This is a genomic window from Caballeronia cordobensis, from assembly GCF_001544575.2.
GTDB classification, from domain to species: domain Bacteria; phylum Pseudomonadota; class Gammaproteobacteria; order Burkholderiales; family Burkholderiaceae; genus Caballeronia; species Caballeronia cordobensis.
Window position 1 is genome coordinate 34039 of the sequence record NZ_FCNY02000031.1, and the last position, 26124, is coordinate 60162.

General features: G+C 62.6%; 27 protein-coding genes and 1 tRNA gene. 16 read left to right on the forward strand and 12 right to left on the reverse strand.

Annotation, left to right across the window (positions count from 1 at the left end; all coding sequences use genetic code 11):
• Positions 1-236: 236 nt before the first annotated feature.
• A complete protein-coding gene (locus AWB70_RS35095; protein WP_041731677.1) occupies positions 237-869 on the forward strand; it encodes a response regulator transcription factor in 633 nt (210 codons plus the stop codon).
• 7 nt (positions 870-876) lie between these two features.
• On the opposite strand, the gene AWB70_RS35100 is transcribed toward AWB70_RS35095, so the two are convergent.
• Genes AWB70_RS35100 through AWB70_RS35120 form a run of 5 tightly spaced genes read right to left on the reverse strand, consistent with a single transcriptional unit; the run spans position 877 to position 4861 of the window.
• Positions 877-1620 (reverse strand): SDR family NAD(P)-dependent oxidoreductase, encoded by a 744-nt coding sequence (locus AWB70_RS35100; protein ID WP_053569234.1) that lies wholly within the window; start codon positions 1618-1620, stop codon positions 877-879.
• Between the two features lie 12 nt (positions 1621-1632).
• Positions 1633-2766, reverse strand: coding sequence for an amidase (locus AWB70_RS35105; protein WP_053569235.1), 1134 nt, complete (start codon positions 2764-2766; stop codon positions 1633-1635).
• Positions 2763-3272, reverse strand: a complete 510-nt coding sequence (locus AWB70_RS35110; RefSeq protein ID WP_053569236.1) for a nuclear transport factor 2 family protein — start codon at positions 3270-3272, stop codon at positions 2763-2765. The genes AWB70_RS35105 and AWB70_RS35110 overlap by 4 nt, the downstream gene beginning before the upstream one ends.
• Positions 3273-3276: 4 nt before the next feature.
• Positions 3277-3651: a hypothetical protein gene (locus AWB70_RS35115; protein ID WP_053569237.1), complete on the reverse strand. Its 375-nt coding sequence runs from the start codon at positions 3649-3651 to the stop codon at positions 3277-3279.
• A 34-nt stretch (positions 3652-3685) separates the two neighbouring features.
• Complete coding sequence (locus tag AWB70_RS35120; RefSeq protein ID WP_053569238.1) at positions 3686-4861, reverse strand: acyl-CoA dehydrogenase family protein; 1176 nt, start codon at positions 4859-4861, stop codon at positions 3686-3688.
• 185 nt (positions 4862-5046) lie between these two features.
• Between AWB70_RS35120 and AWB70_RS35125 the strand changes: the two genes are divergently transcribed.
• Positions 5047-6513: a PAS domain-containing sensor histidine kinase gene (locus AWB70_RS35125; RefSeq protein ID WP_053569239.1), complete on the forward strand. Its 1467-nt coding sequence runs from the start codon at positions 5047-5049 to the stop codon at positions 6511-6513.
• Between the two features lie 21 nt (positions 6514-6534).
• Here AWB70_RS35125 and AWB70_RS35130 read toward each other — a convergent pair whose 3' ends face one another.
• Positions 6535-7035 carry an aromatic-ring-hydroxylating dioxygenase subunit beta gene (locus AWB70_RS35130; RefSeq protein ID WP_045453929.1) on the reverse strand — a complete coding sequence of 167 codons (501 nt, stop codon included), beginning with the start codon at positions 7033-7035 and terminating at the stop codon, positions 6535-6537.
• Complete coding sequence (locus AWB70_RS35135) at positions 7032-8315, reverse strand: aromatic ring-hydroxylating oxygenase subunit alpha (RefSeq protein WP_053569240.1); 1284 nt, start codon at positions 8313-8315, stop codon at positions 7032-7034. The genes AWB70_RS35130 and AWB70_RS35135 overlap by 4 nt, the downstream gene beginning before the upstream one ends.
• A 156-nt stretch (positions 8316-8471) precedes the next feature.
• On the opposite strand from AWB70_RS35135, the gene AWB70_RS35140 reads away from it, so the two are divergent.
• Complete coding sequence (locus AWB70_RS35140) at positions 8472-9392, forward strand: LysR family transcriptional regulator (protein ID WP_053569241.1); 921 nt, start codon at positions 8472-8474, stop codon at positions 9390-9392.
• A gap of 2 nt (positions 9393-9394) precedes the next feature.
• On the opposite strand, the gene AWB70_RS35145 is transcribed toward AWB70_RS35140, so the two are convergent.
• Entirely contained in the window at positions 9395-10363 is a 969-nt protein-coding gene (locus AWB70_RS35145; RefSeq protein ID WP_053569242.1) for a PDR/VanB family oxidoreductase, read from the reverse strand.
• 109 nt (positions 10364-10472) lie between these two features.
• Positions 10473-11882, reverse strand: a complete 1410-nt coding sequence (locus AWB70_RS35150; RefSeq protein WP_053569243.1) for a spinster family MFS transporter — start codon at positions 11880-11882, stop codon at positions 10473-10475.
• Between the two features lie 293 nt (positions 11883-12175).
• On the opposite strand from AWB70_RS35150, the gene AWB70_RS35155 reads away from it, so the two are divergent.
• The 9 genes from AWB70_RS35155 to AWB70_RS35195 all read left to right on the forward strand — a co-directional run bounded on the left by AWB70_RS35155 (position 12176) and on the right by AWB70_RS35195 (position 19932).
• Positions 12176-13117, forward strand: coding sequence for a helix-turn-helix domain-containing protein (locus AWB70_RS35155; RefSeq protein ID WP_014250846.1), 942 nt, complete (start codon positions 12176-12178; stop codon positions 13115-13117).
• Between the two features lie 206 nt (positions 13118-13323).
• The gene (locus AWB70_RS35160) at positions 13324-14475 is read left to right on the forward strand and encodes an amine dehydrogenase large subunit (protein WP_053569244.1); all 1152 of its coding nucleotides are present in this window, start codon (positions 13324-13326) and stop codon (positions 14473-14475) included.
• Between the two features lie 9 nt (positions 14476-14484).
• Positions 14485-15033 (forward strand): MauE/DoxX family redox-associated membrane protein, encoded by a 549-nt coding sequence (locus AWB70_RS35165; protein WP_053569245.1) that lies wholly within the window; start codon positions 14485-14487, stop codon positions 15031-15033.
• Positions 15030-15692, forward strand: coding sequence for a methylamine dehydrogenase accessory protein MauD (gene mauD / locus AWB70_RS35170; protein WP_053569246.1), 663 nt, complete (start codon positions 15030-15032; stop codon positions 15690-15692). The genes AWB70_RS35165 and mauD overlap by 4 nt, the downstream gene beginning before the upstream one ends.
• A gap of 39 nt (positions 15693-15731) precedes the next feature.
• Positions 15732-16253, forward strand: coding sequence for a methylamine dehydrogenase light chain (locus AWB70_RS35175; RefSeq protein WP_053569247.1), 522 nt, complete (start codon positions 15732-15734; stop codon positions 16251-16253).
• A complete protein-coding gene (locus AWB70_RS35180; protein WP_045453948.1) occupies positions 16250-16735 on the forward strand; it encodes a c-type cytochrome in 486 nt (161 codons plus the stop codon). The genes AWB70_RS35175 and AWB70_RS35180 overlap by 4 nt, the downstream gene beginning before the upstream one ends.
• Positions 16732-17190 (forward strand): c-type cytochrome, encoded by a 459-nt coding sequence (locus tag AWB70_RS35185; RefSeq protein ID WP_045453951.1) that lies wholly within the window; start codon positions 16732-16734, stop codon positions 17188-17190. Before AWB70_RS35180 ends, AWB70_RS35185 begins: the two co-directional genes overlap by 4 nt.
• Positions 17191-17201: 11 nt before the next feature.
• Positions 17202-18707 carry an aldehyde dehydrogenase family protein gene (locus AWB70_RS35190; RefSeq protein WP_053569248.1) on the forward strand — a complete coding sequence of 502 codons (1506 nt, stop codon included), beginning with the start codon at positions 17202-17204 and terminating at the stop codon, positions 18705-18707.
• A gap of 10 nt (positions 18708-18717) precedes the next feature.
• Positions 18718-19932 carry a porin gene (locus AWB70_RS35195; protein WP_200826461.1) on the forward strand — a complete coding sequence of 405 codons (1215 nt, stop codon included), beginning with the start codon at positions 18718-18720 and terminating at the stop codon, positions 19930-19932.
• A 139-nt stretch (positions 19933-20071) separates the two neighbouring features.
• On the opposite strand, the gene AWB70_RS35200 is transcribed toward AWB70_RS35195, so the two are convergent.
• Together AWB70_RS35200 and AWB70_RS35205 are read right to left on the reverse strand one after the other, a co-directional pair.
• Positions 20072-20557, reverse strand: a complete 486-nt coding sequence (locus AWB70_RS35200) for a nucleoside deaminase (RefSeq protein ID WP_053569250.1) — start codon at positions 20555-20557, stop codon at positions 20072-20074.
• Between the two features lie 21 nt (positions 20558-20578).
• Entirely contained in the window at positions 20579-21487 is a 909-nt protein-coding gene (locus AWB70_RS35205) for a LysR family transcriptional regulator (RefSeq protein WP_014250856.1), read from the reverse strand.
• Between the two features lie 113 nt (positions 21488-21600).
• On the opposite strand from AWB70_RS35205, the gene AWB70_RS35210 reads away from it, so the two are divergent.
• The 4 genes from AWB70_RS35210 to AWB70_RS35225 all read left to right on the forward strand — a co-directional run bounded on the left by AWB70_RS35210 (position 21601) and on the right by AWB70_RS35225 (position 25721).
• Positions 21601-22470: an NAD(P)-dependent oxidoreductase gene (locus AWB70_RS35210; protein ID WP_053569251.1), complete on the forward strand. Its 870-nt coding sequence runs from the start codon at positions 21601-21603 to the stop codon at positions 22468-22470.
• 14 nt (positions 22471-22484) lie between these two features.
• The gene (locus AWB70_RS35215; RefSeq protein ID WP_014250858.1) at positions 22485-24005 is read left to right on the forward strand and encodes an aldehyde dehydrogenase family protein; all 1521 of its coding nucleotides are present in this window, start codon (positions 22485-22487) and stop codon (positions 24003-24005) included.
• A 74-nt stretch (positions 24006-24079) separates the two neighbouring features.
• The gene (locus AWB70_RS35220) at positions 24080-25420 is read left to right on the forward strand and encodes a DUF3100 domain-containing protein (protein ID WP_053569291.1); all 1341 of its coding nucleotides are present in this window, start codon (positions 24080-24082) and stop codon (positions 25418-25420) included.
• An 82-nt stretch (positions 25421-25502) separates the two neighbouring features.
• On the forward strand, positions 25503-25721 hold the full coding sequence (locus AWB70_RS35225) for a hypothetical protein (RefSeq protein WP_053569252.1): 219 nt from the start codon (positions 25503-25505) through the stop codon (positions 25719-25721).
• 91 nt (positions 25722-25812) lie between these two features.
• Here AWB70_RS35225 and AWB70_RS35230 read toward each other — a convergent pair.
• Positions 25813-25889 (reverse strand) — tRNA-Val (locus tag AWB70_RS35230).
• Positions 25890-26124: the final 235 nt, after the last annotated feature.

The window sequence follows — 26124 nt, forward strand, 5'->3', positions numbered from 1 at the left end:
CGTACGCGCTCAACCGCACAAAACATATCGGCACGATCAGCCGACTTGCCCTGCGTCGTTACCGAGCGCACTAAAGCTTTTACCTATCCCATTCGATCCGGGTAAAAGAAGGGACTTTCGCGGCGAATTTCCTCTGGTTATCATTGACGCTCCATAAAAACGAGACCCCTGCGATGAGACAGCCGAATCTTCCGGCGCGCACGGTCCGAGACGCATGCATCGAACGAGCACTCGCAATGAACTCTCCCGCTCCCGTGGTCTATATCGTCGATGACGACAACGGCATGCGCACCTCGCTCGCATGGCTGCTCGATTCGGTCGGCGTGAAGTCGGAAGGATTCGCGAATGCCGCCGAATTTCTGCGTGCCTTCGACGTGAGCCGGCCCGCCTGCCTCGTACTCGATGTGCGCATGCCCGAAACCAGCGGCTTCGATGTGCAAGCCGAACTCAACCGTCGCGGCGCGACCTTGCCGATCATCTTCGTGAGCGGTCACGGCGACATACCCATGTCGGTGCGAGCGCTTCAGCATGGCGCGATCGACTTCGTCGAAAAGCCCTACAACTCACAGCAAATGCTCGATCGCGTGCAGCGCGCGATGAAACTCGCCACGCAGCGTCACGCAAAAGATCAGCGGCAGCGCGAATTGCGCGAGCGCGTCGAATCGTTGACCGCGCGCGAGAAGGATGTCTTGCGCGGCGTGATCGAAGGCAAGGCGAGCAAGCGCATCGCGGCCGATCTGTCGATCAGCGTGAAGACCGTCGACGTGCACCGCGCGAGCATCAAGGACAAGCTCGGCGCGGCATCCATCGCCACGCTCGTGCGCGACGTGCTCGAAGTATGGAGCCCGCCCGACGACGGGCTCGCCTGAACGCGCGCTAACGCATGTAAAGCCCGCCATTGACGTCCCAGCACGCGCCATTGGCGAAATACGCATCGGGCGACGCGAGCAGCACGGCGACATCGGCGATGTAATCCGCCGAGCCCAGACGGCCGACGGGTATCCCCGCGATCACTTTGTCGAGCTTGTCGGCGGGCACGCTTTCGTGCACCACGGGCAGATCGAGCGGACCCGGCGAGATCGCATTGACGGTCACGCCGTACGCCGCGAGATCGCGCGCGAATACTTTGGTCAACGTGATCGCGCCGCCTTTCGCTGCCGCATAATGCGCGCCGGTCGCGGAACCGCCGTTCTGGCCGGCGAGCGATGCGATATTCACGATGCGTCCCGCGCCGCGATCCGCGAAATAGCGGCCCAGGACCTGACAACCGAATAGCACGCTGCGCAGATTGACATCGATGACGTCATCGAATTGCTCGGCGGTGATTTCCATCACGGGTATGACCTTCGACGCGCCCGCATTGTTCACGAGCACATCGATGGCGCCCCAGCGTTCGAGCACCGCGTCGCGCGCGCGTTCGAAATCCGCTTTCGAGGTGACGTCGAGTTTGACTGCGCATGCGCTGCTTTGATCTTCGCTCAGCGCACGCGCGAGCGCTTGCGTGGCATCGGTTGCGATATCGGCGAGGGCGACCTTATAGCCCGCAGCATGAAAACGGCGCGCGACGACTGCGCCAAGGCCGCGCGCTGCGCCCGTGACGAGCACGATTCTGTTCGACATGTTCGAGTTCCTTTATAGAGCGAGCGCAGCTTCGATATGGGCGGCCACCGCGCAGACTGTCTCGTCGTCGCCTTTACGGCCGACGATCTGCAAGCCTGCCTTGAGCGATGCGCCTTCGACCTGCACCGGCAGGCTCAACGCGGGATGACCGCTGAGATTGAACGGCCTGATCAACGACGACATGGCAATGACCGACGATCCCGCGCGCGCGGCTTGCAGCGTGATCGGAAACGCGGGCAGGGTAGGGAGCACGATGACATCGACCTCATCGAGCGCACGATCCACTGCCGCAGTGAAGATGCCTCTGACATGCTCCGCGCTGTCGAGATCGGCGGCCGTGGTGTTCGATGCCAGGCGCAGACGTGCAACCAGATCTGCGCCAAGCTTGCCCGTATCGACGAGATGACCGAACGCTCGCCATGTCTCCGCATTGATGACCGCGAGGCCCGCGTTGAATGCGTCGCCAATCGAATCGAGTGCGATGCCGCAGGACGCGAGTCCAGCACGGCGCACGGCCTTATCGATCGCTTGGCTGATGTCCGCATCCACATTCACGGCGGCGATACCCACGCGCATCTTCGATGCGTCTCGTTGCGCAATGCTCGCATCGAATGTCGGATCGATCGCTTGCATCGCGTCGATCAGCACGCGCATTTCACGCGCGAACGGGCCAACGCAATCGAGCGTCGTGTTCAGCGGGGCGACGCCACGGCGCGACACGCGGCCGAACGTCGGCTTCAGTCCGATCACGCCGCAACATGCGGCGGGGCCGCGAACGGAACCGCCCGTATCGGTGCCGAGCGCGGCATCGACCAATGCAAGGCCCACGGCGGAGGCCGAACCGCTCGACGAGCCGCCCGGAATGCGCGTGACGTCTTGCGGATTTTCGGGCGTGCCGGTGAAGTCGTTAATGCCGGTCATGCCGAACGCGAGCTCGTGCATGTTGGCCTTGCCCTTGATGCGCCAGCCCGCATCGAGCAGGCGCTCGACGACTTCCGCATGCGCGGTCGCGGCGGGTGCATCCGCGAGTGCGCGGCTAGCGGCCGTCGTCGGATAACCTGCTATGTCGATACTGTCCTTGATCGCGATGCTCGGGCCTTGGGCGTCGCGCGCGTGCAGCTCGAACTCGCTGATGAATGCGCTCATGCCATCGTCTCCTTTCGCGGATTCACCTGCCATGGCGCGTCGAAAAGCCGCTCGGTACGAAAGTGCCGAATCAGCCACGCATGATCGGCGCCGCGTGAGAAATCGATTTCCAGCCGCGCGGCGATGAGTTCGGCATTCGCATCGACGTACTCCGACGCTTGCAGCATGATCCATCGGCCCTTGGCCGAATCGCCCATGACCTCGATATGCTCGGACGTCAGAAAATGCACATTGGTCGCGAAATGCGGCGCGGGCGGCAGATAGCATTGGAGCATGTCGACGATCGCTGTGGGGCCTTGCAACCGCCCGAACTTGTGCGCATAGTGCGGGCCGATGCCCTCCCACACGGCATCATCGGTGAAGAGCGCGTCAAGCGTTTCGCCTTCGAGCGCGGCGCGGGGCACGTCGCATAACGCCATGTAACGTGCTGCGATCTTGCGCACTTCGTTCTGCGCTTCGAGCATCGCAAGACGCGTGAGCAAGGCATCGATCGTGGTTTGCGTCATGGCGTCACGCATTGTTCACTGCGGGCGGCACGGTCAGCGCACGTCCGACACGCGCTTCGATTTTTCCATACCGCCACAAGTTATATTCGCCAACGGGTGTGGTGCGATAGAGATTGCATACGGCCACGGCCGTGTCGAAATCGGCGACGTCCGCCATGATGTAGAAGGTCCACGGCGCGCCATCGGACTGGCCCACGACCAGCCGGTCGTCATCCATCACGCCGAGCACGCGCACGTCGTTCATGGCTTCGATCGCCGCCAGCATCTTGCCGTAGGCCTGCCAGACTTCGCCGATCTGTTCGCGCGGCAAGTCGAAGAAGTTTTGCGTGACGCCGCAACAGAACAACACGCGCAGCGGAAGGTTTCGTTTTTCGTCCATGTTTGATGCTCCTTTTGTTATGCGCCGATGATGATCAGAGATAGCCGGGAATCGGCGGCACGCCCACGAACACCGCGCCTGCGCCGTCGTAGTTGCCCTCGCCGAGGAATGCGTGCTGCGTGACGACCATCGCGTCGCGCATCAGCCGTTGCAGCGGATGCGTGCGGTAGATCGCCATCGTTCCCCCCAGCCGATAGGCGCGATTCACCACGTCCGCGCCTTCGCGCGCGATCTGCGTCGCTGAGAGCCGCAGCAGGCTGACCTGATCGGGCGTGACGTCATCGCCCGCCATGATCGATCGCCATACGTTGTCCGTCGCTTCATAGAAGAACGCGCGCGCCGAGCGCAATTGCGCTTCCGCTTTGGCGAGCTCGATGCGGTAATAAGCGCGATCCGCGAGCTGCGGCGCGCCCGTGGTGGTCTTGCGGCCACCCGCCATCTGATTCGCGACATCGAGCGCGGCGCGCGCGAGACCGAGGTTCACGACGGCGAGCACTTGCGCCGCATAGGCGATCGTCGGATAGCGATAGAGCGGTTCATCGACCGTCGATGCGCCGCCGCGCACGAAGGTCCAGTCTTCCGCGACGAACTCGTCCGTCACGCGTAGATCGTGACTGCCGGTGCCCTGCATGCCGACCACGTTCCAGTTCTCGACGATCTCAACTTGGTGCGGACGAAACACCGCGGTGCGCGGCTTGCCCGGAGCTTCGCCCGGCTTGCCCGTGCCGATACCGACGCCTAGCCAGTCCGCGCCCTTGCAGCCGCTCGCGAATTTCCACGTACCGTTCACGCGATAACCGCCTGGCGCGGCTTGCACGTTCTGCACCGGAAAAAGGCCACCCGCGAAGACCTGATCGGGACCGTCCGCATAGATCGCGGCTTGCGTCGCGAGCGGCAGCGCGGCGAGATAGAGATTCGCGGAGCCGAAACTCGCGACCCACGCGGCGGACCCGTCAGCCACGGCGATACGTTCGATCATTTCGAGGAATTCGCCCGGCGCGCGCGCATCGCCGCCGAAGCGCTCAGGGGTCGCCGCCCGATAGATGCCGACGCGCTTCAACTTCGCGATGACATCGCGTGGAATGTGCGAAAGGCGATCGAATTCGTCACGGCGCTGCGCGATTTCCGCAATCACGTCGTCGAGCGTGAGGACATCGGGTTGATTCGAGAAATCGTCGCGGATCGCGACAGCACTCGCGGAAGCTGACATGGGGCGTCTCCTTTTCGTTTGTTCACGTTGATGCCAGTCTAGAAACGCAAAAAGACCGGCACAATTGGGAAGGCGTGCGCGCGATTGGGTGAAGCATCCCGGTCTTCTAAAGAAATCTTTAGGGGCGCGCGGCCCGCGCCGATGCTATGGTTATCGTTACCCGGTTTTCTTTGTCGCGCCTCGCTATGGACTTTCCCGCCGAAGACGATTTCCGCCGTCTGCTCGACGCATTGACGCAGTGCGTGCTGCTGCACGACGCGCAAACGAAAGCGATCGTCTGGGCGAATCGCGCGGCATGCGTCGCGCTCGGGTTTTCGGTCGAGGAATTGCTGCCGCTGAAGGCGCACGACATGACGCGCGACGACATCCGTTATCGCCGCGAGATCGCAGTGAGCGCAATGGACCGCTCGGTCGCGGAAGGTCCGCAAAGCTATGAATGGTGCTATCGCTCGCGCGCGGGCGTGGACATGCTTTCCGAAGCGATCGCGACCTATGTGCCGCTTTCCGGCCGCGCGGTGGTGATGGTGCAGTTTCGCGACATCAGCGAGGAAGACGCGATGCGCCGCAAACTGCGCCGCTATGAAGCGCGCCTGCGCGAATACATGCAGGATCTGGGCGAGGGTGTCGCCGTCATTACGCCGCGCGGCAAGGTGAGTTTCATCAGCGAATCGGGACGGCGCGTGCTCGGCGTCGCGAGCAATGGGCCGCTCGGCGTCGCGCTGGACTATTGCACGAGAGAAGACCGCGACCGTCTGATCGCGCAGTTGCGCAGCGCGGATCGCCTGCATTCGACGCCCGCGCAACGTTATGCGATCACGCGCCGCGACGGGGCGAAGCGATGGCTTCGCATTACGTGCAGACGTATCGATATCGAAGAGGGGACGCTGGTGCACTTTCGCGATGTCAGCGATGAAGTCGCGACCGAGGAAGCGCGCCGAAACGAAGCGCGCATGCTCGAATACGCCGGGCGCTACAACGCGATGGGTGAGATGGCGACGGCAATCGCGCATGAGTTGAGCCAGCCTCTCGCCGCGGTGCGCAATTTCATCGAAGGCGCGATACAGCGGCTCGCTCAACCGGATGCCGTCGAAAGCGCGATATGGGGCCTGCGCGCGGCGGATCGCCAGGCCGAGCACGCGGCGCACATCATCAAGAGCGTGCGCGAGTTCGTCGTCAAGCGCGAGCCTATCGAAGCGCACGCGGATCTGCGCGACGTGCTCGCGGACGTCGCGTACTTCATCCAGTTGCGTGCGCGCGACGAGGGCGTGACGGTCAGGATCGAGCAATGTGCGAAGCCCTTGCCGATACGTTGCGAGCGTGTGCTCATCGGTCAGGTCGTGCTCAATCTCGCGTTCAACGCAGTCGAAGCGTTGACGGGCGCGACACCATCGACGGGCATCGTCACGCTTGCGACCGCGATGAATGGAGAGATGGCCGAACTGCATGTGATCGACAATGGTCCCGGCGTGCCCGACGATGCGCTCGAACGCCTCTTCGACGGCTTCTCTTCGTCGAAGGCGGGCGGCAACGGCATCGGCTTGTCGCTGTGCAAGAACATCGTGTCGCGCCACGAAGGACGCATCTGGGCGCGGCGCGCGGCAGGCGGCGGCCTCGAATGCCGCTTCGCGCTGCCGCTGTCTCGTCCTGCATGAAGGCTTATGCGTCACCAATGATCAGAGCAGAAAGCCGATTGCGCTCAGTGCTTCGGTCGAATCGATCAGGCGAATCACCTTTTCGACGAGCTTCGGTTCGCCGCTCGTCATGCTGATCTTGTGCGTGAGATCGGCGGCAAAGATCGTCGCTACGCCGCGCTTGTAAGCGACGATCACCTGCGCGGATTTCACTTCGACACGATCGGCGCTATCGCTCGACAGCGTGAAGCGCGATACCGTGCGCACCGTGCGCGCCGCATCCGATGCCGAAGCCGAGTAGCCCGACATCATGCGCTGAACGCGCTTTTCGCGCATGTCGTGATCGTCGTAGGCATAGTTCAGGGTCGCGGCATAGTCCGTGGTTTCCGGATCGATCGGCACCACGTAGAAGCCCGACGGCTCCCACAAGTCGAGCCACGCGGCATAGTCGCGGCGATCCAGCAGTTCGGCTTCGCGCCAGATGAATTCGATCGCGCGCGCGAAGGTCTGTTGAGAGAAGAGTGCGTTGCGATCGTCCATCATGCATGCTCCATCATTGCGCGCCATTGTTTGTAGGCTTCGCGCATGCCGGTTTCGTCGGTGGCGTGCGCGGTTTTTTCACCGTTCGGTGCGGTGGTCTCGCGATTCAGGCCGCGATTCACGAGAATCGGCACATCGGGGCCCGCATACGAGCCGCGCTGCACGCGTTCCCATGCTTCGGCGTCGTCCGGACTGCCGAAGCCGAACGGACCCTGGAAATGCTCGTGAATGCGCAAGCGCACGCGATTGGCTTCTTCCGGCCCGCCGTCCATCGCAAGCGCGACGTGGCGAATCTCGGTCTCCTGCGCGGAAATGGGGCGCAGCACGCGGAAGAACGCCATGGAAAGCGCGAGGTTCGGAAAGAGATTCAGATTGAAGCCGACGCCCATCAGCGAGCGCACGATGCGCCGCACTTCCTCGGGCGTGTGCTTTTCTGCGAGCTGCGCGGCGAGTTCGCTGAAGCGTTCGGGCAAGGGCGCGCCGTCGTCCTCGTCGAGATCGACGATCTCGGGCACCAGCACCGCGAGACTGTGGCCGTTGCCGAGCGAACGGCAGAAGGCGTCTTCACTCGTCATGAAGCTCGTGATGGCGGCGGCGGTTTCATCGTCGATCGACTTCATCCACGACTTGTGGACCACGGGGAAGTGATAAAGATCGGTCGTGTTTTCGAGCTGAATCTTCCAGTTGCCTTTGAACTTGAACTTGTGCTCGCCGTTGGCCTTGATCGGATAGCCCGCGCCTTGCTTCATGAACAGATCGATCCACGACTTCGCGCCGCCGAGAAAGTCTTCGAGCGGTTCGATCGCTTCGTTGAAGCTCGCGAAGATCAAGCCCTGATAAATCCCCACGCGCAGTTTCTTGAGCGGCAGATCGCCTTTCTCGCACACGCCTTCGTAGCCGTCGCCGTAGGGCAATGCACGCAGCGTGCCGTCGAGCGCATAAGACCAGCTGTGATAGGGGCACGTGAAGCCCTTCGCATTGCCTTTGTGTTCTTCGCACACGGTGGCGCCGCGATGACGGCAGCGGTTTTGCAGCACGTTCACCGCGCCGCTCTTGTCGCGCACGACGATAACCGGCTGGCGGCCGATGGTCGTCGTCACGAAATCGCCGGGTTTCGGCAATTCGCTTTCATGCGCGACCCAGATCCATGTTTTATAGAAGATGCGTTCGAGTTCCGCTTCGAAGAGATCGGCGTCGTAATAGAGCGACGGCGCGATACGATCGGCTTGCGCGCGCATATGCAGCGCGCTCGTGTCGATGACGTGGGTGGTCGATGTACTCATCGTTCGTTGTGGGGTGAGGTTGATCGGTTAAGAGGCGCGCGATGCGGATCGGCACATCCTCTCGTTGACATCAGTCTCGCTTTGCGAAGATCATGCGTCAAATCGATTAAAAAACGGTTGCCCGATAAATGCGGCCGATATCTTGAGAGTTCCGCAATGACTTCCCTCGACCATGTCGATCTCAATCTGCTGCGTGTCTTTCAGGCCATCGTGGAAGAGCGCAGCCTCACCAAGGCGGGTGAGCGGCTCGCGCTATCGCAACCCGCGGTGAGCTATTCGCTCGGCCGCCTGCGCACGCTTTTCGACGACGCGCTCTTTATCCGCACGCGCGCGGGCATGCAGCCGACGCCCGTCGCGCTGGAACTGGCCGAGATCGTCGGACGCGCTCTCGATACCGTGCGCGAAGCGTTGCGCTTCGCCGAGCGCTTCGATGCATCTACGAGCAATCGCACGTTTCGTCTTTCGCTTTCCGATGCGGGAGAAATGGCGTATTTGCCGGCGATTTGCCAGGCGCTGCACGAGACCGCGCCGCGCGTGAAGCTGTTGATCGAGCCTTCGCCCGTGGAGGAAATCGAAGAGGCGCTGCGTTCGAGCCGCCTGGACTTCGCGATCGGCAATCTGCCGTCGTTGTTGCCGCGCACGCGTCACGCACTGCTTTTCGAGGAAGCGTATGTCTGCATGACGAGAAAGCGCGCCGACTTGCCCGCAGGCGAGACGTTGAATCTCGATGATTTTCTACGGGCGTCCCATGTGCAGGTGCGTTCGCTCGAACATAGCCATCACGCGCTCGACGACGCGTTGCGCGCGCAGGGCGTCGGCCGCAATATCGCGCTTGCGCTGCCGCACTTCGTCGCCGTGCCCGGCGTGCTCTCGGTGACGGATTTGTTCGCGACCCTGCCCGAACGCCTCGCGCATATCCTCAATCGCAACGACGCCTTCCGCATCTATGCGCTGCCGGTGCAGTTGCCCACGGCCGCCGTCACGATGCACTGGCACGAGCACTTCCACGAAGACGAAGGCATCGCATGGATGCGCGGCCTGATCGCAGATATCCTCGCAAGCTTCGGGAAACGGTGAGTTCAGAGATCGAGCACGAGCACCGGCGAGCGGGAGCGTGATACACAGCAGCAGATCACGCTGTTGCTCGCGCGCTCGGCCTTGGAAAGACAATGATCGCGATGCTCGGGCTCGCCGCTCACGACATCCACCATGCAGGTGCCGCAGACGCCTTCGCCGCATGACGTATCCACTTCGATGCCGATCGAAGCGAGCGCATCGACGATCGATGTGGTGGCATCGACACGCACGGTCTCGCCGCTGCTTGCGATTTTCACATCGAACGTATCGAGCGATGTTTCCGGCTGAGCGTGCGGCTCGGCCTTGAAGCGTTCGAGATGGATGGCATCGGCGGGAAGACGTTTCTGCGCCGACGCCACCACGACGTCCATGAATGGCGCGGGACCGCACGTGTAGACATGCGCGCGCTCGTTCGCATCGCGCAGCAAGGCGTCGAGTTCATCCGAAAGCGCCTCGCGGCCGACGCCGAAATGCAGCTTCACATGGCGGTCGAACGGCGCGCGCGCGAGAAGGGGCAGAAATGCCGCATGCGTTTCGCTGCGCGCGAAATAGTGCAGCGTGAAGGGCGCATCGATGGCGACGAGACGGTATGCCATCGAAAGCAAGGGCGTAATGCCGATGCCCGCGCCGATCAGAATATGCTCGCTCGCGGTTTCTTCGAGCCGGAACAGGTTGCGCGGCGCGCCGATCGACAGCTCGCTGCCGATGCGCACTTCGTCATGCAGCGAACGCGAGCCGCCGCGCGACTCGTCTTCCTTCTTGACCGCGAAAACATGCGAGTCGCGGCAAGACGGATCGCCGCACAGCGAGTATTGGCGCGTGATGCCGGTCGGACCCGTGACATCGATATGCGCGCCGGGTTCGTAGCTGTCGAAGGGCAGGCCGTCGAGCCGCGAGACGCTGAACGAGCGAATGCCGTGTGCTTCCTCGCGCAGTGCATCGACGCGAACTTTGAACATTTGAGCTTGCATGATGATGCCTTTCCGAAGTGATCAAGGGACGATGTGTCTAGCGTATCGTCCCTTCTCGGATAAACAAAATAGATTAAAAAGAACCCGTGATATCAATTCGACGGATATTTCACGCGGTCGTCGCCGCCGCTGCGGGCGCCGATTCGCGTGGGGATGCCGGCTCGACCGTCGTGCGCGCTTCACGCGCTTCGCGTTCGAGACTTGCCCGGTACTGTCTGCATCCGGCGAAGAGCAGTGCGGCGGCGAGCACGATGGCCACGGCGTTGATGATCGCCATCGAGTGGCCGACCGCGAGCGGCGAGGCGAACACCTTGTCCGTGACGAGCGCGACGAGCGTCGTGCCGAGACCCAGGCCGATCAGGTTCGATACGAGCAGAAACATCGCCGATATCTGCGCACGCATCTGATTCGGCGCGAGCGCCTGCATTGCCGCGGCGGAAGTCGGAAGCGGGAACGACGCGAAGAACATCGCCGCAACGAGCCATGCAAGCGATACGCCGAGGCTCGAAGCCTGCGTGAACGCGATAGCCGGTACGAGCATGCACGCGGCGCCGATCCATGCGGCGCGCATCGGCGCATCGGTGCGGCCGCGGCGCAGCAGCCAGTCGTTGAGCCAGCCGCCGCAAAACACGCCCGTCGTATTCGCGGCAAGCATCACGATGCCGAGCATATAACCGGTCTCGACGGGCGTCAGACCGAAGCGGCGCATATAGAATGCGGGGGTCCATCCCATCAGGCAGTAGAGGCCCATGGCATAGAACGAGAAGCCGGCGTAATGACAGAAGAATGTCTTTCGATGGCTCGCGATGAAGCGCAGCGCGTCGCTCATCGCCACGCGTTTGACCTTGCCCGTGCCGTCCTGCGCGAGTCCTTTGCGGGCGGGGTCGCGCACCGTCAGCATGAAGACGAGCGCGACGAGCAGACCCGGCAATCCGACGATGAAGAACGTAAGCTGCCACGCGCGCACTTCGCCGACGAGCGGCAGCGTGAACGCGCTTGCATGCTTGAGCAGCGCGATCACATAGCCGCCGACGAGAAAGGCTATGCCGCCGCCGATGAACGAGCCGAGCGAATAGATGCCGATCGCGCGGCCCATCTTTTCCTTGGGAAAGTAATCCGCGAGCATCGAGTAGGTTCCGGGCGACAGCGCCGCTTCGCCCACGCCGACACTCATGCGCGACGCGAACATATGCACGAAGCTCTGGCTCAGGCCGCATGTCGCCGTCGCGATGCTCCACAGGGCAATGCCCGCCGCGATGATTCTCGGCCGCGCGAAACGGTCGGCGAGATAGGCGATCGGCATGCCCATCACCGCATAAAAGAGCGAGAACGCGAACCCGTGCAGCAGGCTGAATTGCGTATCCGTGAGATGGAGATCGCGCTTGATCGGCTCGATCATGAGCGCGAGCACCTGGCGGTCGATGAACGAAAAGACGTAGGCCAGCATGCAGATCACGACGACATACCACTCGTATCTGTAGCGCTTGCCTTCGGGCTTCGTGGTGCTGGATGAATGCATCGTGCGTCTCCGATGAATGCTGGTTTTTCGACGTGCGCAGTGTCGATGCGGCGTAAATCCGCGTCAAATTCGCCGAAAAGGGCAGCGGTCATCAGTGCGGCAAATGTTCGTCAACTTCAACTTAAAGTAATGTCTCAACTCGCGCCTATGCACGCTCGCGCATGTTTTTCAATCGTGCATTCCTAGCATTGCGCAACGAACCGCTGCCGGAGAAGAATTGAGAAGCTTGACGCCATGAAAATGAAAATCTATAAGCAGTCGCATCAGTGGCGACGCAAGTAGCAGGAGGAGGGATGTACGCCAATTTCGAAACCTTTGAAGACGCCGACCGCCACGCGCATGCGCTGACGGGCTGGGAACAGCGTTACGACCAGGTCGGCGAGGGCGCTTTTCGCAGCACGGTGAAGCAGGTTTCGATCGCGGGCGTGCAGGTATTTCAGGAATCCGCGAACGTTCGCATTGTTCAGCGCGGGCAGTTGCCGGCGGGCTTCGTTACCTTCGGGCTCGTGCTCGGCGGCGGTGCGCCGTTTTCATTTCAGGGCGTCAAGGTCGACGAGAACGCGCTCGTCGTCGCGCCCGGATCGCGGGAATTCCTGTTGCATTCGCCGCCGAATATGTCGATGCTCGGCGTCGCCGTCGATGCGAAGCTGCTGTCCGCGGCGGCGGATATCGCAGGCGTCGATGTCCAGGACGAAATTCTTCACCGGCACGTGTTGAGCATCCCGAGCGCGGCGGGCGCGCGCGCGGGCAAGCGCATCATCGCGGCGGTCGAATCGGTGCTGGCCGATCCTGATCCTTTCGTTTCCGGCGATGGCGCGCACCGCTTCACGCAAACCGTCACGGAAAGCCTGATCGATCTGCTGACATTTCATGTGCCGACGCGCGAGGACCGGCTGACTTATGCGTGCCGCGCCGATGTCGTCAAGCGCGCGCACGATCTCGTGCTCGCGCGCCCCGAGCAGCCGATATCCGTGCTGGACCTGTGCGAGAAGCTGCGCGTGAGCCGCCGGACCGTTCAAAACAGCTTTCAATCCGTCACGCAGATGAATCCGGTCAGTTATCTGCGCGCCGTGCGTCTTGCGCAGGTAAGACGCGTGCTGACGACGACATCGCCGAACGAAGTGCCGGTACGCGAAGCCGCGATGCGCTGGGGATTCTCCAATCTCGGCCATTTCGCGAGCGATTACAAAAGCCTGTTCGGCGAGCTGCCCTCTCAAACACAGCGCGCCCGATAAGCGGCGCGCTTTTTCCTTCTAAATGAATGCAAGCCGCATTGGCGCGGCGTGGATCGCTATCGCCTGTCGATCCCAGCGTAAAAGCGTCTCTCTGTCGGCTTGCTTTCGAATGCTCCATTTCGGCACGCACGCGCTGCCGGTTCCGAAGTGCTCTTTTTTATTGTCGTCTTTAGAGTCAATTCGACGATAAACAAGGAGGAGCACAGATGAAGCTGAGACGGCTGGCCGCCGCGATGGGGGCCTTACTGTATGGACTGCTTGCGTGTCAGGCGCACGCGGCCGAGAAGCCGGAAGAACTGACGGTGGCGAAGTTGCCGCCGTATAACCCGCATCGCGTGTTCGTGGCGGACGTATCGTTCGCGAGCATGACCGATGCGCGCGTTCATGTTTTCGATGGCGATACGAAACGCTTCGTCGGCGAGATCGACGGCGGCTTTGCGCCGGGATTCGCGATCTCGCCCGATCACAAGACGAGTTATGTCGCGACGACCTACTTCGCGCGCGGCGGTCACGGCGCGCGCACGGACGTGGTCGAGATCATCGACAACACGACGCTCGACGTGACCGGCGAAATCGTCATTCCGGCCAAGCACGGCCAGGCTGTGCCGACGCCGTACAACACGATCTTGTCGGAAGACGGTAGCCGTCTGTATGTATCGAACATCACGCCGTCCACATCGGTGACGGTGATCGATACGGCCGCGAAGAAGGTCGTGAGCGAGATCGACACCGATGCCTGCGTGCTTGCCTACCCGAGCGGCAACGATCGTTTCTCCGCGCTGTGCGAGAGCGGCAAGGCGCTCACGATCAGGCTCGATGCGGCGGGCAAGGAAGCGAGCCGCAAGCTCTCCGATGCGTTCATCGATGTCGATCGCGATCCCGCGTTCGTCAATGCGGTGCGCGACGGCAACAAATATCTCTTCGTCACCTTCAACGGCAACGCGCGCACGGCGGATTTCTCGGGCGATGCGCCGGTGTTCGGCGCTTCGTGGTCCTTGTTGAGCGATCAGGAACGCAAGGCCGGATGGCGTCCGGGCGGCTTGCAGCAGACCGCGCTGCACGTGGCGAGCCATCGTCTTTACGTCGCGATGCATAAGGGCGTCGACGGTTCGCACAAGGAACCGGGCACGGAAGTCTGGGTGTACGACACCGAGAGCAAGAAGCGGGTCGCGCGCTGGGATCTCGCGAAGCAAAAGATCGATCCGCTGCTTGCGATTCAGGTCAGCACCGACGACAAGCCGCTGTTCTACGGCCTCACGCCGACTTCCGATCTCGTCGTGCTGGATGCGATGACCGGCAAGCGCCAGCACGTCGAAAAGCAGCTCGGCACGACGTCGACGTTGCTGCTCAATCCTTGAGGTGACGCGATGATCGATCCTGTCATTCTCATGGTGAGCATCGCGTCGGCGGCGATCGTCTCGCTCGCGAGCGCAGCGCCCAAATGGCGCGATCCGTCGCGCTTCCGTGCATCGCTCGAAGCGTTCGCATTGCTGCCGTCGTTCGCGCTCACGCCGCTGTCGTTTGCGTTTCCGGCCGTGGAGACCGCCGGTGCGCTCGGCTTGTTGTTCGCCGATACGCGCATGCCGAGCGCCATCGCGTTGATCGCATTGTTCACGCTCTTCGGCGCGGCGCTCGCGATCAACGTGATGCGCGGCCATACGGATATCGATTGCGGCTGCTCGGGCTTCATCGCCTCGGCACGCACGCCGAAATCGATCGGTTGGTGGCATGTGGCGCGTGCTTTCGCGCTTGCCGCGCTGACCGCGCTCACGCTTATCCCTGAAGCAACGCGCTCGCTCGTGTGGTTCGACTATATGAGCGCCGCCGCCTGCACGCTTTTCGCCGTCGCCGCGTGGTTCACGCTCGACGTGCTGCTGGTCAATCTTCCCAAGCTCGATTCTCTGAGGAATTCATGATGCAAACCGCCCTGATGATTTCGGCCGCATTGTCGTGGGCCGCTTTGCTCGCGCTCGGCGCGATCTGTCTCGCACTCGTTCGCCAAGTCGGCATTCTCTATGAACGCATGATGCCCGCGGGCGCGCTCATGATCGACAAAGGCCCGGCCGTCGGCACCATTGCACCGGTCTTCGAGCTCGGCGATATCGCCGGCCGCGCCGTGAAGGTGGGCGGCTTGTCCAACTCCAAGCGCAACACGCTCGTGTTCTTCCTGTCGCCGAGCTGCCCCGTGTGCAAGAAGCTGCTGCCCTTGCTGCCGTCGATCCAGGCACGCGAAGGCGCGACCGACATCGTGCTCGCGAGCGATGGCGATTTCGCGGAGCATGCCGCGTTCTATCGCAAGGCGGGCCTCTCGCAATACCCGTATGTGCTGTCGCAGGAACTCGGCCTCTCTTATCAGATCGGCAAGCTGCCTTATGCGGTGTTGCTCGACGAAGAAGGCAAAGTGCGCGCGAAGGGTCTCGTGAATACGCGCGAGCATCTGGAAAGCCTGTTCGAAGCGAAGGAGCGCGGTGTTGCATCGCTGCAGGAATTCGTGCACGGCAAGCACGACGATCACGCGCATCACGACCATCACGACCATCACGACCATGAAGGCCAAGTCGGGCAGCACGCCTGAAGACGCCGATAAATCATTCATTCCTACAGGTGAGCGTCCATGAAATGGCTGGATTCATTCTTCGAACATAAAGCGCGCGGTGTCGCGCAGCACAGCTCGCGGCGCAGCGCGATGGCGAAGCTCGGCAAGGTGTTGGTCGGATCGGCGATGGTGCCGTTGTTGCCGGTGGACCGCACCGCCTATGCGACGGAACCGAAGAAGCCGGGGTCATCGGCAAGCGACGATCCGCTGAGCTGCGATTACTGGAAGTATTGCGCGATCGACGGCTGGCTTTGCAGCTGTTGCGGCGGCACGTCGAGCAGTTGCCCGCCGGGCACGACGCCTTCGCCGATCACGTGGATCGGCACATGCCGCAATCCGCACGACGGCTCCGATTACATCGTGTCGTACAACGACTGCTGCGGCAAGACGAGTTGCGGACGCTGCTTCTGCAATCGCAACGAACGCGAAAAGCCGCTCTACAAGCTGTCGCTCAATAACGACATCAACTGGTGCATGGCGAACGGCAATTCGAATTACCACTGCTCGGTATCGGTCCTGTTGGGAGCGGCAACGCAATGAAGACGGCACGTGTATGGATGACGGCGCTCGTCGCGGGCGCCATGAGTCTCGCATCGCAGGGATTCGCGCAAACGGTGCATTATCCCGGCGGCAAATCGTCGTTCGACGGCAAATGCGCGGTCTGTCATCAGGCGGGCGGCAAGGGCATGGACGGACTTGCGCCGCCGCTCGTCGACTATCCGGGCAAGTATGCGGGTTCACCCGAGGGCCGCGCGCAATTGGGCCATACGGTGATGTACGGCATGTTCGGCCCGATCAAGGTCAAGGAGAAGAGCTACAACTTCAAGATGCCGAGTTTCGCGTCGCTGTCGGACGAAGAGATCGCCGATGTGCTGAATTACGTCGTGTTCGATCTGAACGCGCAGCACGGTTCGGCCAAGCCTTTCGATGCCGCCGAAGTGAAGGCATGGCGCGCGGCGCCGCTCGATCAGACCGCGGTGCATCAGCGGCGCGACGCGGTCGTGAAGGGCCTCGGGCTATGAAGCCGCGCGCGGTCATCGCCGCCGCGATGCTCGCCGCGCTCGGCTCGGCGGCTGCTTCGCAGGCACAGGCGCAGGACGCGGCGCGTGCGCGTCAGGATTGGGTGCTCAATTGCATGGGATGCCATACCGCCGATGGCTCGGGCATTCCCGGCAAGGTGCCGCCATTGCGCGAATCGCTCGGGCATTTCGTCTCGCTGCCGGAAGGCCGGACGTTCGTGATGCGCGTGCCCGGCGCGGCCAATTCGGCATTGAACGACGCGGACCTCGCGAACGTTCTGAACTGGCTGCTCACGACGATGAACGAGCAATCGCGGCCCGCATCGTTCAGGCCTTATACGGCGGAAGAGATCGCGGCGCACCGCCGTCCCGCGCTCACCGATGTCGCGCGCACCCGCACGAAGCTCGTGAAGGAATTGCAGGAGAACGGCGTGAACGCCGTCCCGGAACATTACTAGGAGACAAGAACATGAATGACAGCCAGCATCCTGCGATGCTCGATTCGACGCGCGCGTTTCTCGCGTCGAAAAAGAAGATGTTGATCGACGGCGCATGGGTCGAAAGCGCAAGCGGCAAGACGCTCGATGTCATCGATCCCGCCGATGGCGAATTGCTCGCACGCGTGCCGAGCGCGGACGAAACGGATGTGGATCGCGCCGTGCTCGCCGCGCGCCGCGCATTCGACGATTCCGCATGGTCGCGCATGAAGCCGACGGATCGCGAACGTCTGCTGCTGCGCGTCGCCGATCTGATCGAAGCGAATGCGCGCGAACTCGCGGAGATCGAATCGCTCGACAACGGGAAGCCTGTGACGGTCGCGCAAGGCCTCGATGTGTCGATGGCCGCGCAATGCTTCCGCTACATGGCGGGATGGGCGACGAAGATCGAAGGCAGCACGCTCGAAGCCTCGATTCCGTATAGCCCCTCGAACGATTTCTTCGGTTATACGCGCAAGGAAGCGGTGGGTGTCGTCGGCGCGATCATTCCGTGGAATTTCCCCTTGCTGATGGCTTCGTGGAAACTCGCGCCCGCGCTCGCAACCGGCTGCACGGTCGTGCTCAAGCCCGCGGAAGACACGCCGCTGTCGGCGTTGCGTCTTGCGATGCTGATCGAGGAAGCGGGCATCGAAAAGGGCGTCGTGAACGTGGTCACGGGCCTTGGCCGCACGGCGGGCGCGGCGCTCGCGCGTCATCCCGGCATCGACAAGATCGCGTTCACGGGATCGACCCCTACCGGCAAGGCTATCGGTCACGCCGCGCTCGATAACATGACGCGCATGTCGCTCGAACTCGGCGGCAAGTCGCCGGTGATCGTGCTGCCGGATGTCGATATCGACAAGGCCGCGGAAGGCGTCGCCAATGCGATCTTCTTCAACTCGGGACAAGTGTGCACGGCAGGCTCGCGCGTCTATGTGCACGACAAGGTATTCGATCGCGTGATGGAGCGCGTCGCGGCGATCGCGCAATCCTTGCCGATGGGGCGGGGCCTCGATGCATCGACGCAGATCGGGCCGCTGGTATCGGCACGGCAGATGGATCGCGTGCTGAGTTATATCGAAGCGGGCCGCGACGAAGGCGCGCGGGCGATCGCGGGCGGCGCGCGCAAGGAAGGCGCGGGCTATTTCGTGAAGCCGACCGTGCTCGTCGATACCGATCATTCGATGAAGGTCGTGCGCGAGGAAATCTTCGGGCCGGTGCTGGTCGCAATGCCGTTCAACGATATCGACAGCGTGGTCGCGAAGGCGAACGACACGCCGTATGGCCTCGGCGCGAGCATCTGGTCGAACGATCTTTCGGCGATTCACAAGCTCGTGCCGCGCATCAAGGCGGGCACGGTGTGGGTCAATTGCCACTCGCTGCTCGATAACGCCATGCCCTTCGGCGGCTTCAAGCAATCGGGCTTCGGGCGCGAACTCGGACGCGCGGTGATCGACATGTACACCGAAACCAAGTCGGTGCTGATCAACTACGCGTGAGGACGCTCGCATGATAACTAGAACGATCTCGCGTCAGTTGCTGTCCACGGCGGCGCTCGCCGTATGCGCGAGCGCATCGGCACAGAGCACGGTGACGCTGTACGGCACCGTCGATGCCGGGCTGACATATACGACCAATCAGCAGTTCACCAACGCCGACGGCAGCGTCGGCTCGGGGCATAACATCGCGTTTTCGGGCGGCAATTTGGTGCCTTCGCGCTTCGGCTTTCTCGGCGTGGAAGACCTGGGCGGCGGCCTGCAGGCGAAGTTCAACCTGGAAAACAGCTTCTATACGGGTAGCGGCGGTTTCGTTCAGGGCGGTGCGCTATTCAACCGGCAGGCATGGGTCGGATTGGCGCAGGAGCAATTCGGCACGCTCTCCTTCGGACGTCAGTACGATTCGTACTCGGATTTCCTCGGCATGTATGTGTCGAGCAATTCATGGGCGACGCTGTACGGATCGCATATCGGCGACGTGGATAACCTCAACGAAGCCTTCAACTTCAATAACGCGATCAAGTACACGAGCCCGGACTGGAATGGCTTCTCGGTCGGCGGCACGTATAGTCTCGGCGGTGTGGCAGGGGACTTCTCGCAACGGCGCGGCTATGCGATTGCCGCGGCTTATACGCGGTTGCCCGTGTCGATCAGCGCGGGCTATCTGAACTTGCATAATCCGCTCGATGCGGCTTTGGGCGGCACGAATGGCTATATCGGCGATTTCGCCTGCTCGAATCCGACGGCGCTGTATTGCCAGTTGCAGAACGCGGAAGCATTGAAGGCGTATGGCGCGGGCGCATCGTATGCGATCGGGCCGGCGACCATTGCGCTGACTTATACGCACAGCCGCCTGGAGCATAGCCAGTATTTCGCCGACAGCGCGAATCCGCAGGGCCGCGATATTGCCTTCGACATCGGCGAAGTGAATCTCACGTATGCGGCGACGCCATTCCTGCAACTGGGCCTTGCGTATATCTATAACAACGCGAAGCCGGACGGTGGTTCATCGACGCGCTTTCACCAGGTGAACCTCGGCGCGAATTACGCGTTGTCCAAGCGTACGGCGCTGTATGGCGTCGCGATCATGCAGAAGGCGGTGGGCGCGGGACTCGGCATCGATCCCGCAACGGGCGGGCCGGCGAATTACGCGCAGATTCCGAACCTGCCGAACTCGAACAGCGACCGCCAGTTGTCCGTGACGCTTGGCATACGGCATAACTTCTAAACCATCCGAGGGCGTGCTTTTCACCCGGCCGGGACATTCCCCGCCGGGTTTTTTGCGTTGCATTGCGCTTGCGCAGCGATAAGATTCATCGATACGGCACGCCATAGATGAGCGAGCATCGACGACCTGTTGCCACTCGCTAGGCCTTCGCCTTGCGATAGTGCGCGACATGCAGCGCTTTCACGCGTTCGGCGAAGTCCTCGACGGGACCCTCGACTACGGTATCGTCGATGACGTCCTGAATCGCCAGAGCACGCACGCGCCCGGGCTGCGCGCCGAGTTCGGCTCGCCATCGCGTGAACTGCTGCGTGGATGCCGCGTACACGATGCGCCCCAGACCGACCCACGCGTGCGCCGCCGAGCACATCGGGCAATGCTCGCCGGACGTGTACACGACCGCGTCGCGGCGCTCGGCTTCCGGCACGTTCTCCGCCGCCCATTTCGCGATTGCGAATTCAGGATGCCGCGTGTGATCGCCGCCGCTCACGCGATTGCGATCTTCGAAAAGCACGCGCCCGTCTTTCGCGACGAGCATCGAGCCAAAGGGTTCGTCGCCATCGTCGAGCGCTTCCTGCGCGAGTTCGATGCAGCGTAGCAAATGCTTCCGGTCGATATCGTCGATCATGCTATGTCCTCCTGTGACGGGTTAGCGAAACGCGCGCATCTGCGCGGTCATGAACTGAAGCATCTTGTTCGATGCAACCGATAACCTGCGCCCCGCGCGCGTGACGAGATGCGCTTCAGCATCGGCGAGAATGGGATGCGTGATGTCGATCGCGAAAAGATCGCCCGCTTCCATTTCGCTCGTCACGGCGAACGCGGGCAGCACCGTGATGCCCAGCCCCGATTTTACGAACTGCTTGAGTATGGCGATGGAATTGGTCGTCACCACCGGGTCGAGCCGCAGCTTTTCCGCGTATTCGACGGCCTGCAACATCTGCCGCGTGCCGTATGAAGCGTGCGTCACCGCGAGCGGATAGCGCGCAAGCTCGTGCACGGTCATCGACTTGTGTTCCTTGCGCGGAAAACTCGCGCCGACGATCGCCATCATCGGCTGGCGTTTGATGGCGCGCGACACGAGCTTCGGTTCCTGCGGCGGGTTATAGACGAGACCGATCTCGCCTTCGTCTTCCGAGATCTTGCGGATCACGTCATTGGTGCCGCCGAGATCGAGATTTACCTTGATGCCGGGATATTGCCGGCAGAATTGCTGCATCGGCCCGGAAAGCAGATCGGACACGAAGCCCTCGCCGAGCACGATGTTCACTTGCCCCGTGCGCAATCCGCGCAATTCCTGAAGACGCGAAAGCAGATCGTCGCGATGCGCGAGCTGCTCGCGAAAATATTCGATCACGCATTGCCCGGCCTCGGTCGGCTTCACGCCGCGCGCATGGCGTTCGACGAGCGCCGCATCGAGTTCCGTTTCCAGCAGCCCGATCTGCCGGCTGACCGCCGAAGGCGCGACGTTGAGGTAATCCGCCGCCGCGCGAATCGTGCCGCAGCGCACGGCTTCGAAGAAATAGACGATGCGGCTGTCGGTGAGGTTGTCCGTCATGGCGCTTGAGTGTTCTAAAAATTAGAACAAATCCAATATTGGCGTTGATTGATTGTACGGCTTCGGCGGTCGAATATGACGGAACCGCACAACGCATGAGAGGAGCAAGACGGATGAAGACAGTAGGTGTGATCGGCCTGGGGAACATGGGGCGCGGCATGGCGCGCTGCGCGAGACGCGGCGGTTTTCGCGTGCTCGGCTTCGATGCGGCGTCGGGTGTCGCAGAAGCGCTGCGGGAAGACGGGATCGAAGCGTGCGCATCGATTGCGGCGATTGCGAGCGAAGCCGACGTGCTCATTCTCTCGCTGCCGACCTCCGCGATCGTCGAGGAAGTCGTGCTCGGGCAGGGCGGTGTGGCGTCGAGCGGCAAGGCTGGTCTGATCGTCGTCGATACGACGACCGCCGATCCGAACAGCACAAAGAAAGTGGCCGCGGCGCTCGCCGAATGCAAGATCGGCTTTGTCGACGCGCCCGTGAGCGGCGGCCCGAAAGGCGCGGCGACCGCCACGATGACGATGGTGCTCGGCGGCTCGGAAGCGGACGTCGCCGCCGTCGAACCGATCCTCGCGGCGATCAGCGCCAAGCGCGTGCATGTCGGGCCGGTCGGCGCGGGCCATGTGACGAAGATCATCAACAACATGCTGACGGGCGTGCATCTGCTCGCCGCGAGCGAGGCCGTGCGCGCGGCGCAGGGCGCGGGCGTCGATCCGGAGAAGCTCGTCGAGGCGCTCAACGGCGGATCGGGCCGCAACAGCGCGACGCTCACCAACTATCCGACGTGGATCTTCAACGGCAAGTTCGACTCCGGCTTCACGATGAAGCTGATGCGCAAGGACGTGCGCCTCGCGATGGCGTTGCTCGACGGACAGCACGAGAACGCGCCGATCGCGCGCGAAGCAGGGCGCTTGTGGGCGGCGAGCGAGACCAGCATCGGCGATGCGGAGGATTTCAATCGCATCGTGCAGTTCACTGAATCGAAGTAACGGGACTCATCGACATGGCGAATAGGGAATACGACGCAGCAGAACAGCTTCTCGCGGCCTTCACGCATTTCTTTCCGGGCGCGAAGACCATCGGATCTTATGTCGGCGGCGAGTTGATCGAAGGCGCGGGCGACAGCATCCAGCTTTACGACGCCGCCACCGGCAAGCCGAGCCTCGCGTACAAGGACGGCGGCGCGGCGGTTGTCGAGCAGGCGGCGGCTGCGGCCACGCGCGCACAGAAGCAATGGTGGGCGCTCACGCATGCGGCGCGCGGCCGCGTGATGTTCGAGATCGCGCGCGAGATCCGCAAGGAGGCGGAGCACATCGCGCGGCTCGAATCGCTCGGTTCGGGCAAGCCGATCCGCGATTGCCGCGGCGAAGTGGCGAAGGTCGCCGAGATGTTCGAGTACTACGGCGGCTGGGCCGACAAGTTTTATGGCGATGTCATTCCCGTGCCGACATCGCACCTGAACTACACGCGCCGCGAACCGGCCGGCACCGTGCTGCAGATCACGCCGTGGAACGCGCCGGTCTTCACGTGCGGCTGGCAGGTCGCGCCCGCCATTTCGATGGGCAATGCGGTGCTGCTCAAACCTTCCGAGCTCACGCCGTTCACCTCGCTCGTGATCGGCCTGCTGGCCGAGCGCGCCGGTGCGCCGAAGGGCCTCGTCAACGTGCTCGCGGGACTCGGACAGACCGTTGCGCAATCGGCGATCGCGCACAAGGCGGTGAAGAAAGTCGTGTTCGTCGGCTCGCCCGCAACGGGCGCGCGCATCGCCGAAGCGGCGGCAAAACGCGTGCTGCCATGCGTGCTTGAGCTGGGCGGCAAGTCGGCCAACATCATCTTCGCCGACGCCGACTTGAAGCGCGCCGCGCTGACCGCGCAAGCGGCGATTTTCGCGGGCGCGGGACAAAGCTGCGTCGCGGGTTCGCGCCTGCTCGTGCAGCGTTCCGTCTACGACGAATTCGTCGCGATGGTCGCGGCGGGCGCGAAGAAAATTCGCGTCGGCGCGCCGCTCGACGATGCCACCGAAGTCGGCCCGATCAATAATCGCAGGCAATATGATCACGTCATCTCGATGATCGAGAAGGGCGTGGCTGCCGGTGCGACGCTCGCGGCGGGCACGGCCGAGCGCTCGGATGCGGGCTACTTCGTGCCGCCGACCGTGCTCGCCGGCGTCACCAACGAGATGGATGTCGCGCGCACGGAAATCTTCGGGCCGGTCGTCGCGGCGATCCCGTTCGAGTCGGAAGAGGAAGCCATCGCGATCGCCAACGACACCGAGTTCGGCTTGGCCGGCGCGGTGTGGACCAACGACGTCGCGCGTTCGCATCGCGTCGCGAGTCTCGTCGATGCGGGCACGTTCTGGGTCAATGGCTACAAGACCATCAACGTGGCGTCGCCGTTCGGCGGCTACGGCTTGTCGGGCTACGGACGATCCAGCGGCGTCGAGGCGCTCTACGAGTACACGCAGACCAAAAGCGTGTGGGTCGAAACGGCGAAGGAGCCGGCCACGACCTTCGGCTATCTGTGAACCGCTATGAGTAATCGATGACCAAGGCGCCCGCGTCGCCGATGCGTCGCGCGGGCCAACAAGGGGACGAGACAATGGAAAGCACGTTGAGCGCGGATGGCGCGGAAGGCAGCGGCCTGAGAACCGCGAAGCTCTTTTTTTATGCGGCGATCATTCTATTGATCGCGGAGTTCATCGGCTCGTTCACGTTCAGGATCGGTCCGGGCAAGGTCGTTCTGTTGCCGATGATCTGGGCGCTTTTGCTCGGCGCGGCGCTCGGGCTGGCTTCCGAACGCTGGAAGAGCCCGGCGCGGCTCGACGTGCGCAGCCAGTTCTACGCCGCGGCCATTCTTCAGCCCGCGCTGTTGCTGTTCGTTTCGAAGCTCGGTCTGATGGTCGGCAGCGCATTGCCCAAGCTCGCCGCGGCGGGCTGGGCGCTGGCGTTCCAGGAGCTCGGCCACTTCGTCGGGACGATTCTGCTCGGCCTGCCGCTCGCGCTTCTGCTCGGCATCAAGCGCGAGGCGATCGGCGCGACGTTTTCGGTCGGGCGCGAGCCGAGCCTTGCGATCATCGGCGAGAAGTACGGTATGGATTCGGCGGAAGGGCGCGGCGTGCTCGCCGAGTATCTGACGGGCACGGTGTTCGGCGCGGTGTTCATCGCGATTTTCGCGGGCTTCGTCGCGAGCCTGCATATCTTTCATCCGCTCGCGCTTGCGATGGGCTCGGGCGTCGGTTCGGGCAGCATGATGGCGGCGGCATCGGGCGCGATCGCGGCGCAGCAGGACCCGGAGACGGCGAAATCCGTGCTGACGTTCGCGGCGGCGAGCAACCTGATCACGACGACCATCGGCACGTATTTCACGCTGTTCATTTCGTTGCCGATGGCGGTGTGGGGATACCGGCTGCTGGAGCCTCTGATCGGCCGCACGACGAAGGCGTCGAGCGCGCGGGAGACGGCATCATCGGCGCCGAAACTGGGCGATGTGAAGACCGAGGCGCCGCATCTGGGCTACGGCGGCAAGATGCTCGCGTGGGGCGTGACGGCGTTGATGGCGCTCGTCGCCGACTGGATCACGCACGGCACGACGCCGCTGCAAGGCTTGCCCGGCATGGCCGTGATGGTGCTCGCGACGATCGTCGGCGACGCGATCGCCCAAGCGACCGGGCGCAAGATTCCGGCGGTGTGCTGGGTGTCGATCGTGGCGATGTTCCTGACCTCGCCGTGGTGCCCGTGGGGCGCGCAGATCGCGACGCTGAGCGCGCAGAACGACTTCCTCGGCGTGACGACGCCCATGCTGACTTTCGCGGGGCTTTCGATCGCCAAGGATATCCCGGCGTTCAGGCGGCTCGGCTGGCGGATCGTGCTCGTCTCGTTCGTGGCGAACGCCGGAACGTTCCTGGGCGCGGCACTCGTGGCGCAACTGTTCCATATCTGAAGACGACGGCGGCAGTACAGGGGCGGGCAGCGCGGTATAAAATCGAGATGTACTTGTTTCGCGCTCGAACGCGCCCGCCGCCATGGAAACTCCTTCGGGCAAAGAATCCCCTGTCAAGCGGATGTCGCCGCGCATGCTCAACGTGTTGACGGCGCTCATCGGCCTGGCCACGCTCGCGCTGGGCGTGGGCTGGCTGATCTACACGTGGATCGTCCATCTGGAAATCCCGTACTTCGCCATTCCGCTCGTGCTTACCGTGCCGGTGATCGTCGCGGTGGCATTTCGAAATTGCTGGGATTGAGATTGAGTCTGTGCGCCGGATGAAAGCGGCGCATGAATGAAAGACGCACCGTGGCGATTGATATCGCGACGGTGCGTTTTAATTTGTGCGTTGGTAGGCTCGATTGGACTCGAACCAACGACCCCCACCATGTCAAGGTGGTGCTCTAACCAGCTGAGCTACGAGCCTACGGAAGCCGCGAATTATAGGGGAAAGTTTTTGGGTGTGGGGGTTTTGGGGTGAAAAATTTTTGAGGGTGTGGGGTTGAGGGCGGGTTGTGGTTTTGGAGGGGGGTGGATGGGCTCGCGTTCGCAATTTGACATAACATAAATTAGCACATTTTTGTATGTCACAGCAAAGTAGTAGTGTCGTACTTGAGCAAAGTACAGATGTCGCACCTGAGGCGTTTCGAGGTCAAGCTAAT